At 68.4% G+C, this 14,163-nt stretch carries 10 protein-coding genes and 2 tRNA genes; 6 read left to right on the top strand and 6 right to left on the bottom strand.

Going from position 1 to position 14,163, the window contains the following annotated elements; all coding sequences use genetic code 11:
• Nucleotides 1-682: 682 nt before the first annotated feature.
• The gene (locus tag ABD209_RS04490; protein WP_344062713.1) at nt 683-1,954 is read left to right on the top strand and encodes a recombinase family protein; all 1,272 of its coding nucleotides are present in this window, start codon (nt 683-685) and stop codon (nt 1,952-1,954) included.
• Nucleotides 1,876-2,199: a hypothetical protein gene (locus tag ABD209_RS04485; RefSeq protein ID WP_344062710.1), complete on the top strand. Its 324-nt coding sequence runs from the start codon at nt 1,876-1,878 to the stop codon at nt 2,197-2,199. The genes ABD209_RS04490 and ABD209_RS04485 overlap by 79 nt, the downstream gene beginning before the upstream one ends.
• A gap of 54 nt (nt 2,200-2,253) precedes the next feature.
• Here the strand turns inward: ABD209_RS04485 and ABD209_RS04480 are convergent.
• The 6 genes from ABD209_RS04480 to gyrB form a co-directional block, all read right to left on the bottom strand.
• A tRNA-Ala gene (locus ABD209_RS04480) sits at nt 2,254-2,326 on the bottom strand.
• Between the two features lie 41 nt (nt 2,327-2,367).
• Nucleotides 2,368-2,535, bottom strand: a complete 168-nt coding sequence (locus ABD209_RS04475) for a DLW-39 family protein (protein WP_344062707.1) — start codon at nt 2,533-2,535, stop codon at nt 2,368-2,370.
• Between the two features lie 53 nt (nt 2,536-2,588).
• Nucleotides 2,589-2,662, bottom strand: a tRNA-Ile gene (locus ABD209_RS04470).
• A 73-nt stretch (nt 2,663-2,735) separates the two neighbouring features.
• Nucleotides 2,736-3,185, bottom strand: coding sequence for a DUF3566 domain-containing protein (locus ABD209_RS04465; protein WP_344062704.1), 450 nt, complete (start codon nt 3,183-3,185; stop codon nt 2,736-2,738).
• Nucleotides 3,182-5,824 (bottom strand): DNA gyrase subunit A, encoded by a 2,643-nt coding sequence (gene gyrA, locus ABD209_RS04460; RefSeq protein WP_344062700.1) that lies wholly within the window; start codon nt 5,822-5,824, stop codon nt 3,182-3,184. Before gyrA ends, ABD209_RS04465 begins: the two co-directional genes overlap by 4 nt.
• Before the next feature lie 27 nt (nt 5,825-5,851).
• Nucleotides 5,852-7,933, bottom strand: coding sequence for a DNA topoisomerase (ATP-hydrolyzing) subunit B (gene gyrB, locus ABD209_RS04455; RefSeq protein ID WP_344062697.1), 2,082 nt, complete (start codon nt 7,931-7,933; stop codon nt 5,852-5,854).
• A 282-nt stretch (nt 7,934-8,215) separates the two neighbouring features.
• Between gyrB and ABD209_RS04450 the strand changes: the two genes are divergently transcribed.
• Genes ABD209_RS04450 through ABD209_RS04435 form a run of 4 tightly spaced genes read left to right on the top strand, consistent with a single transcriptional unit; the run spans nt 8,216 to nt 14,161 of the window.
• Nucleotides 8,216-8,560, top strand: a complete 345-nt coding sequence (locus ABD209_RS04450) for a hypothetical protein (RefSeq protein ID WP_344062694.1) — start codon at nt 8,216-8,218, stop codon at nt 8,558-8,560.
• Nucleotides 8,557-12,546, top strand: coding sequence for a Pls/PosA family non-ribosomal peptide synthetase (locus ABD209_RS04445; RefSeq protein WP_344062692.1), 3,990 nt, complete (start codon nt 8,557-8,559; stop codon nt 12,544-12,546). The genes ABD209_RS04450 and ABD209_RS04445 overlap by 4 nt, the downstream gene beginning before the upstream one ends.
• 30 nt (nt 12,547-12,576) lie before the next feature.
• A complete protein-coding gene (locus ABD209_RS04440; RefSeq protein ID WP_344062689.1) occupies nt 12,577-13,875 on the top strand; it encodes a M1 family metallopeptidase in 1,299 nt (432 codons plus the stop codon).
• 43 nt (nt 13,876-13,918) lie between these two features.
• Nucleotides 13,919-14,161 (top strand): type II toxin-antitoxin system VapB family antitoxin, encoded by a 243-nt coding sequence (locus ABD209_RS04435; RefSeq protein ID WP_344062686.1) that lies wholly within the window; start codon nt 13,919-13,921, stop codon nt 14,159-14,161.
• Nucleotides 14,162-14,163: the final 2 nt, after the last annotated feature.

The raw sequence follows: 14,163 nt of genomic DNA, 5'->3' as shown, positions 1-14,163 counted from the left end.
CGTCTCCAACCGCTCGCGGTCACCGACACGCAGCGGCAGGGGAGCCGCGATCTTGTTCGCCATGCCCTGATTATCCCACGAAACCATAAAGATATTTCAAGGACACGTCACTAGTCTGTATGAAATTGGCCAACGGCTTGTGGCACGGCGGCGTGAGGAGTGGCTGCGATGGTGGAGAAGCGGCGTGGGTCTGCTCCACCTGCCGAAGTTTGCTCTGCCCGAGGCCGTCGAGGAGCGGTAGTCTGGCATTGATCACATTTCCATACGTACTAGTCCGGTCCTTGATCTGCAAGAGGCGTGTCGTCTGGATCAGAGTCACGGTGGAGTGCAGTAATTCGCTCCGGTGCCTGCGTTTGGGGAAGTGCTGCGCACCTACCTGGCATGAGGACTGAAGATCGGCATCTACGCCTTCGAGTGACACGACGAGTCGAGCCTGACCTCGGCAAGCTCATCGAGTGGGTGCTCGACATCTCTGAGACTCGACACCGCGCCTGGCTGAAGGGCGAGCCTGACCCCTACGGGCTCCCACCGCCTGACCACCTTCCGCCCGCACCCCGCTGAGCCCTTCGCTTGGTCAGGGGTGCGCGAGAGGATCGACACCAAGAAGTACCCCCGCAAGGAGGCCATCATGAGCACCGCGACACTCGACACCGCGACTTCCGAGCTTGCAGCCGAAGCGCCCGTGCTGCTCGCGGTGTCCTACCTGCGCGTCTCGACGCGGGAGCAGGGAGAGCGTGGCGGCACCGAGGAAGGCTTCTCGATCCCGGCCCAGCGCGAAGCGAACGCACGCAAGGCCGACGAGCTGGGCGCGCGGATCGTCCACGAGTTCATCGACGCTGGAGAGTCCGCACGCTCGGCAGACCGCGACGGCCTCCAAGACATGCTGGCGTTCATCGCCGCAACCCGAGTCGCGTTCTGCATCGTGCACAAGCTCGACCGGCTTGCTCGCAACCGAGCCGATGACGTGAAGATTCACGAAGCGCTCATCAGCGCTGGGGTCACGCTCGTCTCGGCGACCGAGTCGATCGATCAGACACCTTCGGGGATGTTCGTCCACGGCATCATGTCTTCCATCGCGGAGTTCTACAGCCGCAGCCTCGCCACCGACGTCACCAGGGGACTGACGCAGAAGGTCGCGCAAGGCGGTACCCCCGGACGCGCTCCCATCGGCTACCTCAACGTCCGCCAGACCGACAAGCAAGGCCGCGAGATACGCACGGTCAAGGTTGATCCCGAACGCGCGCCCCTGATCGCCTGGGCGTTCGAGCGATACGCCACCGGCGAGACCTCCGTGACTGCGCTGCTGCGTGACCTCACCGCGCGAGGCCTGGTGTCCGTGCCGTCGCCCAAGCGGTCCTCCAGGCCGCTGGGGAAGAACGCTCTGTACCGCGTGCTGACGAACCCTTACTACGCCGGAGTCATCCGCTACCGGGGTGCCCTGCATCCCGGCGCACACGTGTCCATCGTTGAACCCGCGCTGTTCGACCAGGTGCAATCGCTGTTGAAGGCGCGAAACGCGCACGCAACCAGGCACGTCCAACATGTCCACCACTTGAGAGGGCTGCTGCACGCGGTACCTGCGGGTCGCGGATGCTGCTCGACTTCGCCACCAACCCGAGAGGCACCACCTACGCCTACTTCATCTGCTCCGGCCGCGCAGCGAAGCGCACCGACTGCACGCGACGGGCCGTGCCCGTCCCAGTCGCGCAGCGACTGGTCGAGAACTCTTACACGAACATCACAATCAGCGAAGAGGACTACCGACACCTCGCTGCCGAGGTTGACGCCGCGTTCGACAAACGCAGCGCAGGACGCGATCAGGAGTTCGCCGACCTCACCGCGAACCGGGCGCGCCTGGAAGCTGAGAGCGACAAGTTGCTCGCCGCACACTTCGCCGACGCCATCGACCTGCCGACGCTCAAGCGGCATCAAGACCGCATCCGCGCTGGGCTGACTGACATCGAGCACCGCCTACGCGAGCACGACGAGCAACACGTCGGCGGTCGGGCGTTCCTCCACGACAGCCTGCGGCTGCTCACCGACGCGCACCACGCCTACGCCCACTCCGACGACGGGAGCAGGAGACTCGCTAACCAAGCGTTCTACACACGCCTGGAGATCACCGAGGACGAGCAACTGTGCCCGCACCTCGCCGAGCCATTCGCGACCATCGTTCGCGAGACGACAGGAGGCAAGTAAGCCGAAAACACTCCACATCTTCCGATGTCGCGTGTTCCCGTAAGACACTTTGGGTGGAGAAGACGGGACTCGAACCCGCAACCCCCGCCTTGCAAAAGCGGTGCGCTACCAATTGCGCCACTTCCCCGTATGCAGTTGTCCCGGCCCCAGCGAGGGGACGGGTCACGATCAGTCCGCCGCCGGCGCAGCCGGGGTGGCGGGATCCGGCGACGAGGTCCCGGTGGAGGAGCCCGTCGCCTCGGCCCACAGGTCCTTGTCGGACCGGGACTTGTCGAGGTTCTTCTTCAGGATGCTCGCGCCGAGCGCGGTCGCGACGACCAGCAGCAGCTTCTTCATGGTCTCCCCTTCAACCAGGCGCGAGCCCGGGCGGGTCCCGGGACCGCGGGAGGTGGGCCTAACAGGACTTGAACCTGTGACCTCTTCCTTATCAGGGAAGCGCTCTAACCGTCTGAGCTATAGGCCCGCTTGCCGCGCCGCGACAGCACGCGAGCGCCGCACGAGATTACCCCACGCGGGGCACCCTCACCAAAACGACGTCAGTCGTCGGTCAGCGTCAACTGCGCGCCGCCGACCAGCGAGGCGCAGATGTTGTAGAGGAAGGCCCCGAGCGTCGAGAAGGCGGTGATCAGCAGGACGTTGACCACACCGAGCAGCACCGAGAGCGACACGACCCGGCCGAAGCCGAGGATGTCGAGGATGTTGAACTCGGTGTTGGAGTCGCCGATGATCTTCGCCGCCATCGCGTTGATCTGGTCGAAGACGCCCATGCCGGACAGGAGCATCCACAAGACCGCGATCATCACGACAGTGGCAACGCCGAGCCCGACGGCGACGAGGAAGGCGACCTTCATCGCCGACCACGGGTCGATCCGCGAGACGGTCAGCCGCACCCGCCGGGCGGCCGGACGCGGAGTTGTCGTCGTCGTCACCGGAGTCGGGGCGGCGGGCCGCTTCGCCACCTTGGCGGCGGGTCCGCTCGAAGTCACTCTCGACCTCCGGTCTCGTCACTGTCACCGATCGCGGCGTCCCCGTCTTCGGCCGGCGCACTCACGCCGTTCTCGTCAGAAGGTACCCCTTCCGCCTCCGAATCCACACGGTCAGTGCCCTCGGCGGCGTTCGTGGCGCCCGCCGAATCTCCTTCTGCCGAGTCGACTTCCTCCTCGGTGGCTCGCTCGACGCCCCGGGCGACCGCGACGATGGCATCGCCGGCGCGCGGCGTCGCGAACGAGACACCCATGGTGTTGCGCCCGGTCAGCCGTACCTCGTCGACCCGGGAGCGGACGATATTGCCCTTCTCCATGACGACGAGCACCTCATCCTCCGGTTCGACGGTCAGCGCCCCCACGATGTCGCCACCGCGCTCGCTGAGCTTCGCGACGGCAACGCCGAGAATGCCGCGTCCCTTGGCCGACCACTGCGATGCCTTGGAACGCTTGGCCAGCCCCGACTCGAAGACGACGAAGACGTCGGGATCACTCCCCGCCGGTATGACGCTCATCGACAACAACGCATCGTCGCCTCGGAACTTCATCCCGGTCACGCCCGAGGTGGGCCGCCCCATCGGCCGCAGCTGGGTGTCATTGGCGCTAAAGCGCGCCGACTGTCCCTTGCGGGAGACGAGCAGCAGGTCGTCGGTGTCGGAGACCAGCTCCGCACCGACGAGCTCGTCGCCGGGACGCAAGTTGATCGCAATCACGCCACCGCTGCGCGGGGAGTCGTATTCGGCGAGCCGGGTCTTCTTCACCAGGCCCGACTTGGTCGCCAGCACCAGATACGGCACGGCGGCATAGTCGCGGATCGCGAGGACCTCGGCGATGGTCTCCTCAGGCTGGAAGGCAAGGAGGTTGGCCACATGCTGGCCTTTGGCGTCGCGCCCGGCGTCGGGCAACTCATACGCCTTGGCCCGATAGACCCGCCCAAGGTTGGTGAAGAAGAGCAGCCAGTGGTGCGATGTCGTGGTGAAGAAGTGCGAGACGACGTCCTCGCCGCGCAGCTGCGCCCCACGCACGCCCTTGCCGCCGCGGCGCTGCGAGCGGTATTCGGTGACCTTGGTGCGCTTGGCATAGCCGCCGCGGGTGATGGTGACGACGACATCCTCTTCGGGGATGAGGTCTTCCATGTTCATATCGCCGTCGAAGGGCACGATCGTGGTGCGCCGCTCGTCGCCGAAGCGCTTGACGATCTCGGCGAGCTCGTCGGAGACGATGGTGCGCTGCCGGCCCGGCTTGGCCAGGATGTCCTGGTAGTCGAGGATCTCGGCCTCGATCTCGTCGTGCTGCTCGATGATCTTGGCGCGCTCCAACGCCGCAAGCCGGCGCAGCGGCATGTCGAGGATGGCATTGGCCTGGTCCTCGTCGATGTCGAGCAGCGCGATCAGGCCCGCGCGGGCCTCATCGACGGTGCGCGAGGCGCGGATCAAGGCGATGACCTCATCGAGCCGGTCGAGCGCCTTGAGCAGACCACGCAGAATGTGGATGGCCGCTTCGGCCTTTTTGAGGCGGAACGCCGTGCGCCGCTGGATGACGTCGATCTGGTGATCGACCCAATAGCGGATGAAGGCGTCGATCGGCAGCGTGCGCGGGACGCCGTCGACAAGCGCGAGCATGTTCGCGCCGAAGGTCGTCTGCAACTGCGTGTGCTTGTAGAGGTTGTTGAGCACCACCTTGGCGACGGCGTCGCGCTTGAGCACGATGACCAGCCGCTGGCCGGTGCGCCCGGAGGTCTCGTCGCGGATGTCGGCGATGCCGTGCAGCCGCCCGTCCTTGACCTGCTCGGCGATCTTCTGGGCCAGTGAGTCCGGGTTGACTTGGTAGGGCAACTCGGTGACGACCAGGCAGGTGCGGCCCTGGATCTCTTCGACCGCGACGACCGCCCGCATCGAGATCAGGCCGCGGCCGGTGCGGTAGGCCTCCTCGATTCCCTTGCGCCCCATGATCAGGGCGCCGGTCGGGAAGTCGGGGCCGCTGATGCGCTCCATGACCGCGGTGAGGGCCTCCTCGCGGGTCGCATCGGGGTGATGGAGCACCCACTGCGCGGCGTCGGCGACCTCGGTCAGGTTGTGCGGCGGGATCTGGGTGGCCATGCCGACGGCGATACCGGCGGAGCCGTTGACCAACAGGTTGGGGAAGCGGGCCGGCAGGACCGAGGGCTCCGACTCCTTGCCGTCGTAGTTCGGTCCGAAGGCGACGGTGTCCTGGTCGATGTCGCGCACCATCTCCACCGACAGGGGCGCCATTTTGCACTCGGTGTATCGCGGTGCAGCCGCCCCGTCATTGCCGGGCGAGCCGAAGTTGCCCTGCCCCGAGACCAGCGGATAGCGCATCGACCAGTCCTGGACCAGTCGCACGAGGGTGTCGTAGATCGCGGAGTCCCCATGGGGGTGGTACTTGCCCATGACGTCACCGACGACGCGGCTGCACTTGTTGAAGCCGCGGTCGGGGCGGTAGCCGCCGTCCCACATCGCGTAGATGATCCGGCGGTGCACGGGCTTCAAGCCGTCGCGGACGTCGGGAAGCGCCCGGGCGACGATGACCGACATGGCGTACTCGATGTACGAGCGCTGCATCTCGGTGTTGAGGTCGATGGGCTCGACCGCGTCGGCGCCCTCGGGGGGAAGCTCAGTCATACGAAAATCGCTCCGTCAGAAAGGGATTCAGATATCCAGAAAGCGGACGTCGCGCGCATTGCGCTGGATGAAGCTGCGGCGCGACTCGACGTCCTCACCCATCAGGATCGAGAAGATCTCGTCGGCGGCTGCGGCATTCTCCAAGGTGACCTGGAGCAGCGTGCGCTCGGTGGGGTCCATGGTCGTCACGCGCAACTCGTCGTAGTCCATCTCGCCGAGACCCTTGTAGCGCTGCACCGGGTTGTCCTTCGGCAACCGCCAACCCTGCGCCTGCCCGTCGGCGAGCAGCGCATCGCGCTCGCGGTCGGTGAAAGCGAACTGGTGGTCATGGTTGGTCCAGCGCAGGCGATACAGCGGCGGCTGGGCAAGGTAGACATAACCGGCCTCGATCAGCGGCTGCATGAACCGGAAGAGCAGCGTCAGCAGCAGTGTCCGGATGTGCATGCCGTCGACATCGGCGTCGGCCATCAGCACGATCTTGTGATAGCGCGCCTTCTCGATGTCGAAGTCCTCGCCGATCCCGGTGCCGAAGGCGGAGATCAGCGCCTGGACCTCGGTGTTGGCGAGGATCTTGTCGATCCGGGCCTTCTCGACGTTGAGGATCTTGCCGCGGATGGGCAGGATTGCCTGGTTATAAGGGTTGCGTCCGCGCACGGCCGAGCCGCCGGCGGAGTCACCCTCGACGATGAAGACCTCCGAGATCGCCGGATCCTTCGCCTGGCAGTCGCGCAGCTTGCCCGGCAGGCCTCCCGACTCCAGCACCCGCTTGCGAGTCGCCTCGCGGGCGCGCCGGGCGGCCACGCGGGCGGCTGCGGCCTGGACGGCCTTGCGGACGATGTCCTTGCCGGCGTTGGGATTGCGCTCGAGCCAGGCCCCGAACTCATCGGTCATGGCCCGTTGCACGAATCCCTTGACCTCGGAGTTGCCGAGCTTGGTCTTGGTCTGGCCCTCGAACTGCGGCTCGCCGAGCTTGACCGAGATGACGGCGGTCAGACCCTCACGCACGTCGTCCCCGGTGAGGTTCTCGTCCTTCTCTTTCAGCAAGTTCTGCCGCCGGGCGAAGTCGTTGACCAGCTTGGTCAAGGCCGCCCGGAAACCCTCCTCGTGCGTGCCTCCCTCGTGCGTGTTGATGGTGTTGGCATACGTGTGGACGCTCTCGCTGTAGGCGGTCGTCCACTGCATCGCCAACTCCAGCGAGAGGCTGCGCTCGACGTCCTCGACCTCGATCGCGATGATCTCGGGGTTGACCGGCTCGGCCTTCTTGGACGAGACCAGGTGAGTGACATAGTCAACCAGGCCGTTGTCGTAGCGGTAGCTGACTTTCTTGGCCTTGATCGTCTTTGTCTCGCCGGTCTCGTCCTGCGCCTCGGAGTCGACGACGTCCTGGACGTCGTCGTCGAGATTGTCCAGGTCGACCTCGTCGGTGACGGCGTCCTCGGGGATGCGTTCGTCGACGAGGTTGATCTGCAGACCCTTGTTGAGGAAGGCGTACTGCTGAAAGCGCGCGCGGATCGTCTCGTAGTCGTAGTGCGTGGTCTCGAAGATGTCGTCATTGGCCCAGAAGGTGATGGTGGTGCCGGTGGCGTCCGTCTCCTCCATCTGGGTCAGCGGGCCGGTGGGCACGCCGTGATCGAAGCTCATCCGGAAGGCGTGACCCTTCTGCCGCACGGCCACGTCCATCCGGCGCGAGAGCGCGTTGACGACGGACGAGCCGACACCGTGCAGGCCACCGGAGACCTTGTAGCCGCCGCCGCCGAACTTGCCGCCGGCGTGCAACTGGGTCAGCACCAGCTCGACCGCACTGACTCCCTCGGTCGGGTGGATGTCGGTGGGGATGCCACGGCCGTTGTCCTTGACGCGCACGGCGCCCTCGGCCATGAGGGTCACATCGATGGTGTCGGCATACCCGGCGAGCGACTCATCGACCGCGTTGTCGACGATCTCCCAGACCAGGTGGTGCAGGCCGCGCTCACCGGTCGAGCCGATATACATGCCCGGGCGCTTGCGGACGGCCTCGAGGCCCTCCAAGACGGTGATGGCGCTCGCGTCATACGCGACGGCGTCGGCGACCGTCGCGGGCGCAGGGGTGACGTCGGGGCTGTCGGCCACGGTGCTCCTCGGTGATGACGTGACGATCAACCGCCGCCCGTGGCGGTGGTGATCAGGCAACGCTCAATCTTACCTGTCAGGCACCGACAACCATGCATTCCCCGGCCCGTGGGGGCCGATTTCGCGCGATCTCCCCCCCGGTTCGGAGGGGGATCACGCACCAACGGGTAACAGCGGCCGTATGACGCTTCCAGCCGACCCCGCCGCGTCGCCGTCCGCCGGCCTCGGGGATTGGACGATCACGCAGGACCTCCCGTCAGACCACGACTCTAGGATCGACCTGTGAGGGCGACCGCAGAGAGCCGATGGCCGGGTCGTGCCGCAACCTCGGAGGCTCAGCGTGTGCGGGATGCCTTGGAGATGCATGAGTTCGGCGTCGAGATGTTCCGCCAGCGGATTCGCCGGGAGCAACCAAGCGTGGACGAAGCGCAGGTGAGCGCGTTGACGCTGGCCTGGCTGATCGCGGCGCCTGGCCCCGACCGGCTCCGTGCTGCCCTCGGAGACCGGGCCTGGTGCAGGCTCTCGACGGTCAGGCCCATCCCCGATCCGTTCGACCTGGCAATCGATCCCCGCGTTGCGTCACCTGCCGGGCCCAAGCGGTTTCGATTCGACAGAATGGACCAGTGAGCGAGCCGGCGGCAGGGACGGGCGAAGCATTGCGTCGTGGCACCCTGGCACCTCCGCCCCGGACCTTGGTCGACATCTTCCGTGCCACCGTGCGGCGCTGCCCGGACGAGCCGGCGCTGGACAATGGCGCCGAAGTCCTGACCTATGCCGAGTTCGACGACGCCGCGAGCGAGGTCGCTGAGGCGCTGGCCGCCGCCGGCGTCGGGCCCGGCGACAAAGTCGGCGTGCGGATCGCTTCCGGCACCACCGATCTGTATGTCGCGATCATGGGCATCCTGCTCGCCGGCGCGGCCTATGTCCCCGTGGACGCAGACGACCCGGATGAGCGCGCCCGCACGGTCTTCGAGGAAGCGGCAGTCGCGGCAGTCCTCGGTGACGGGCTGACGATCACCGTGCCGCGGGCGCGGTCCGCCCGGGAACCGGAAGGTCCCTCGGTCGCCGACGACGCGTGGGTGATTTTCACTTCTGGGTCGACGGGGAAACCGAAGGGCGTTGCGGTGACCCATCGCAGTGCGGCGGCATTCGTCGACGCCGAGTCGCGGATGTTCTTGCAGGAGAACCCGATCGCTCCCGGAGATCGGGTGATGGCCGGGCTCTCGGTCGCCTTCGACGCCAGTTGCGAGGAGATGTGGCTCGCTTGGCGGTATGGCGCGTGCCTGGTCCCGGCGCCGCGCTCGCTGGTCCGCTCGGGGATGGATTTGGCACCCTGGCTGACCGCGAACCGGATCACCATCGTCTCGACGGTGCCGACGCTGGTGGCGTTGTGGCCGATCGAGGCGCTGGCCAAGGTGCGCCTCGTGATTCTCGGCGGCGAGGCGCTGCCGCCGGAGCTGAACGCCCGCCTCGTGCGCCCCGGCCGCGAGGTCTGGAACACCTATGGTCCGACCGAGGCGACGGTCGTCGCGTGCGGTGCCCGGATGACCGGCGAGCCGCCGGTGCGCATCGGGCTGCCGCTGGACGGCTGGGATCTGGCGGTGGTCGACGGCGCGGGGCAGGAAGTCCCGGCCGGCGAGAGCGGCGAGTTGATCATCGGCGGGGTCGGGCTGGCGCGCTATCTCGACCCGGTCAAGGACGCCGAGGTGTATGCCGCCATGCCCACCCTGGGCTGGGAACGCGCCTATCGTTCGGGCGACCTCGTCGTCAACGACCCCGAGGGCCTGCGCTTCCTCGGCCGGGCCGACGACCAGGTCAAGGTCGGCGGGCGGCGCATCGAACTCGGCGAGATCGACTCGGCGCTGCTCGCCCTGCCCGGGGTGTCGGCCGCCGCGGTCGCGGTGCGCGCCACGGCGAGCGGTTCGAAGATCCTCGTCGGCTATGTGACCGTCGACGAGGCCTTCGATGCGCGGGCCGCGATGGCGCACCTGCGCGCCACCATGCCGGCGGCGCTGGTGCCTCGCCTGGCTCCGGTGGCCAGCCTGCCGACCCGCATCAGCGGCAAGATCGACCGCGACGCCCTGCCCTGGCCGTTGCCAACCGTCGGGCGGCCCGACGGGGCGAGTGGCCTGCGCCTGGACGGCACCCAGGAGCGCATCCGGGGGCTCTGGGAGGAGATCATCGGGGCCGCACCCGAGCGCCTTGACGACGACTTCTTCGATCTCGGTGGCGGCAGCCTGATGGCCGCCCAGATGGTCGCCCGGCTGCGCGAGACACACCCGGAGATCACGATCGCCGACATCTATGACCACCCCACGCTGGCCGCCCTGGCCGCGCATCTGGACGAGATGGCGATCCCGACCTCCCGGCTGAACAAGAACGTCCGGCCGGTCGAGCGCAAGACCCAGGCCGGCCAGGTGGCCGCCCACCTGCCCTTGACCACGATCCGCGGGCTGCGCTGGCTGACCTATGTCGCCATCGCGACCAATCTGCTCGCCGCGGGCGGCCCGCTGGCCAGGGTCACGCCGGGCGGTGCCGGCCTGCCGTTGGCGCACCCGGTCAGCTGGTGGTGGCCGCTGGTGGGGGCGGTCGTGCTGATCACACCGGTCGGCCGGATGCTCCTCGCCGCCGCCGGTGCGCGCGTGATCCTCGCCGGGATCACGCCGGGCGACTACCCTCGCGGCGGCCGGGTTAATATGCGCGTCTGGCTCGCCGAACGCTGGGTCGATGAGGTCGGCGCAACCTCGAGCGCCGGTGCCGTGCTGCTGCGCTGGTATGCCCGCCTGCTCGGCGCCGACATCGGCCGCGATGTCGACCTGCACGCGCTGCCGCCGGTCACGGGCATGCTGCGCATCGGGGACGGAGCCAGCATCGAACCCGAGGTCGATCTGACCGGCCACTGGCTCGACGGGGACCGCCTCAAGATCGGCCCGGTCCGCATCGGACGCGACGCCCGCGTTGGCGCCCGGTCGACTTTGTGCCCGGGCGCCGACATCGGGGACGGTGCCGAGGTCGTCGCGGGATCGGCCGTCTTCGGGCAGGTACCGGCCGGTGAGCGCTGGTCCGGCTCCCCGGCCCGCTCGACCGGCCAGCCGGCCGCCGCGTGGTGGTCCGCGACGCCGCCCGTCGACGCCACCGGGCGCCGGCTCAACAAGCCGCGCTGGGTGCTCGCGTATGCCGCTTCCTCCCTCGTCATCGCCGGCCTGCCGATGCTGGCGATCGCGGCCGGCGCGCTGACCGCGTGGCCGGCCGTGCGGCATACGGGCTCGGCGGGGGCTGCCCTCGCCGCGGCGGCGTGGTGGCTGCCGGTCGGGACGCTGACGGGTTTTGTCACTCTGGCGTTGATGATCCTCCTTCTCGTGCGGCTGCTGGGCTGGGGGCTGACCCCGGGCACCCATCCCGTGCAGGGCCGCCAGGCCTGGCAGGCCTGGTCGACGATCCGCCTCCTCGACGAGGCACGGACCTGGTTGTTCCCGTTGTACTCCAGCGCACTGACACCCCCCTGGCTGCGGGCCCTCGGCGCCCGGCTCGGCCCGGACGTCGAGGCGTCCACGGTGCTGCTCATTCCCAAGCTGACGACCGTCGGTCAAGGCGCCTTCCTCGCCGACGACACCCTCATCGGCGGCTATGAACTCGGCGGCGGTTGGCTACGGGTGGACGAGGTCAAGGTCGGCAAGCACGCCTTCGTCGGCAACTCCGGCATGGCTGCCCCCGGCCGCAAGGTGCCCAAGGCCGGCCTGGTCGCCGTCCTGTCCGCCGCCCCCCGCAAGCGCGAGGCGAAGGCCGGCACGTCATGGGTCGGCTCACCACCGGAGCAACTGCGCCGCGCCCCGGGCGAGGTCGACCAGCAGCGCACCTTCCACCCGCCGACCCACCTGCGGGTGGCGCGCGCCCTGGTAGAGGCTTGCCGTTTCATCCCGCAATGCCTCGCCGTGGCCCTCGCCCTGGTGACGGTCGCCGCGCTCTGGGCGCTGACGGGCAAGGGCTGGCCACTCGCCGCAGCCCTCTCAGGCGTGGTTCTCATGGCCGCCGGCGCAATCGCCGCCGCCCTGACAACCGCTGCCAAATGGCTGCTCGTGGGCAAGGTCCGGCCCGGGGATCACCCGCTGTGGAGTTCTTTCGTCTGGCGCAATGAACTCGCCGACACCTTCACCGAGGTGATTGCCGCGCCCTGGTTCGCCCGGGCGACGACCGGCACGCCGGTGCTCAACCTCTGGTTGCGCACCCTCGGCGCCCGGGTCGGCGCCGGCGTGTGGTGCGAGACCTACTGGCTGCCCGAGCCCGATCTGATCGACCTGCGCGATGGCGCGACGGTCGGGCAGGGCTGCGTGGTGCAGACGCACCTCTTTCACGACCGGGTGCTCAGCCTCGACACCGTCACCCTGCGCGCCGGCTCGACCCTCGGCCCAAATAGCGTCGTCCTGCCGGCCGCCACCCTGGGCCGGCACGCGACCATCGGGCCGGCCTCGCTGGTGATGCGCGGGGAGTCAGTGCCGGACAAGTCGCGGTGGATCGGCAACCCGATCAGCCCCTGGAGCCAGGAGCACGACCACATCGGCGAACTCGCCGCGATCTTGGCCGAGCCCGACATTCTCACGCGCCCCGGGCACTGATCACCGCGACCCATGAGCGAAAATCCCCTCGTGCCCCACCCGCCCCTGCCCGCCCCGGACAGCTATCTGCCCACCCACGGCGACGTCCGCTTCGCAGCCCGGCACTACGGCCTGACCCTCGACTACAGGGTCGCGACCAATCACCTCGTCGGCACGGCGGTCATCACCGCCGAGGCCCTGACCGACCTGAACGAGATCGCCCTCGACCTCTACAACCTCCACGTCTCGCGTGTCCGGGTCGGCGGCAGGCCGGTCAAATACGCCCAGCGCGGCAGTCGGCTGATCGTCCGCACCAGTCAGCAGCACGGCGCCCGCTTCGAGATCGACGTGGCGTATGCCGGCAAGCCCCGCCCGATGCCCGGCGCGCACGGACGCGCCGGCTGGGAGGAACTCACCGATGGCGTCCTCGTCGGCTCCCAGCCGCACGGCGCGCCATCCTGGTTTCCGTGCAACGACCGGCCGAGCAACAAGGCCCCCTTCGCGATCACCGTCACGACCGAGGCCGGCTACCACGTCGCCGCGGGCGGGGTGCTGAAGGAACGGCATACGCGCTCGGGGCGCACCACGTGGACGTATGCCCACGACGAGCCCACCGCGACCTATCTCGCCACCGTGCAGATCGGCCAGTATGCCGTTCGCCCCGTCCCAGCGCCCGTCCCCGTCGCGATCGTCGCGCCGGCTGGGCTGGATGTGGGGGCCGGGTCGGCTTTCGCCCGGCAGGGGGAGATGGTCGCCGCGTTCATCTCCCGCTTCGGGCCCTACCCATTCGCTACCTACACCGCGGTCGTGACCGACGACCCGCTGGAGATCCCCTTGGAGGCGCAGGCGCTCTCCAGTTTTGGGCGCAACCACGCGGCCCCGGCCTGGGCGAACGAACGGCTGGTCGCGCACGAACTCGCTCACCAATGGTTCGGCAACGCCCTGACGGCCGCCGACTGGCGCGACATCTGGCTGCACGAGGGCTTCGCGTGTTACGCCGAGTGGCTGTGGTCGGAGGCCGCTGGCGGCCAGCCTGCGAGCGAGCACGCGGCGGACCACTACAGCCGGCTCGCGCTGCCGCCGCGCGGGCATACGCTCACCGATCCGGGGCTGCGGGCGATGTTCGACGACTGGGTCTACAAGCGCGGCGCCCTCACCGTGCACACCCTCCGGCAGGCCGTGGGCGATGCCAGCTTCTTCGCCATCCTGCGCACCTGGGTCGCCGCCCGCTCGGGCGGCAATGTGTCGACCGAGGCCTTCCTGGCGCATATCGAGGCCTATCTCGGCCGGCCGGTCCCGGAACTGCGGCCCTGGCTCTTCGAGCGCGACCTGCCGCCGCTCGGTCAGTGACGAATTCCTCCGTGGGTGAAATTGTTGGTGCTAGCGTTTACACATGAGAATGCACATAGAGCTCAACGACGACCTCGTCGCCGAGGTCGACCGGCTTGCCGGTCCACGCGAGCGATCGGCCTTCGTTCGGCGTGCGGTCATCAAGGCTCTCGACGAGGCGCGGCGCGCCGAGGCGTTACGGTCGTCCGCGGGCGTCCTTCGCGAGAGTGGCCCCCACGAGTGGGATGACGACCCAGCCGCGTGGGTGCGGGCCGGCCGGCACGCGGATGCGCGCCGGGCGGGCTGATC

The organism is Nostocoides vanveenii (genome assembly GCF_039531165.1).
Lineage (GTDB): Bacteria > Actinomycetota > Actinomycetes > Actinomycetales > Dermatophilaceae > Nostocoides_A > Nostocoides_A vanveenii.
The sequence above is the reverse complement of the archived record's forward strand: the minus strand, read 5'-3'. Positions and strand labels throughout refer to the sequence as shown.

What these genes read in the sequence shown, in the direction of transcription:
- gyrA (WP_344062700.1), bottom strand. Translation starts at nt 5,824, where the DNA reads ATGACTGAGCTTCCCCCCGAGGGCGCCGACGCGGTCGAGCCCATCGAC.
- ABD209_RS04475 (WP_344062707.1), bottom strand. Translation starts at nt 2,535, where the DNA reads ATGAAGAAGCTGCTGCTGGTCGTCGCGACCGCGCTCGGCGCGAGCATC.
- ABD209_RS04435 (WP_344062686.1), top strand. Translation starts at nt 13,919, where the DNA reads ATGAGAATGCACATAGAGCTCAACGACGACCTCGTCGCCGAGGTCGAC.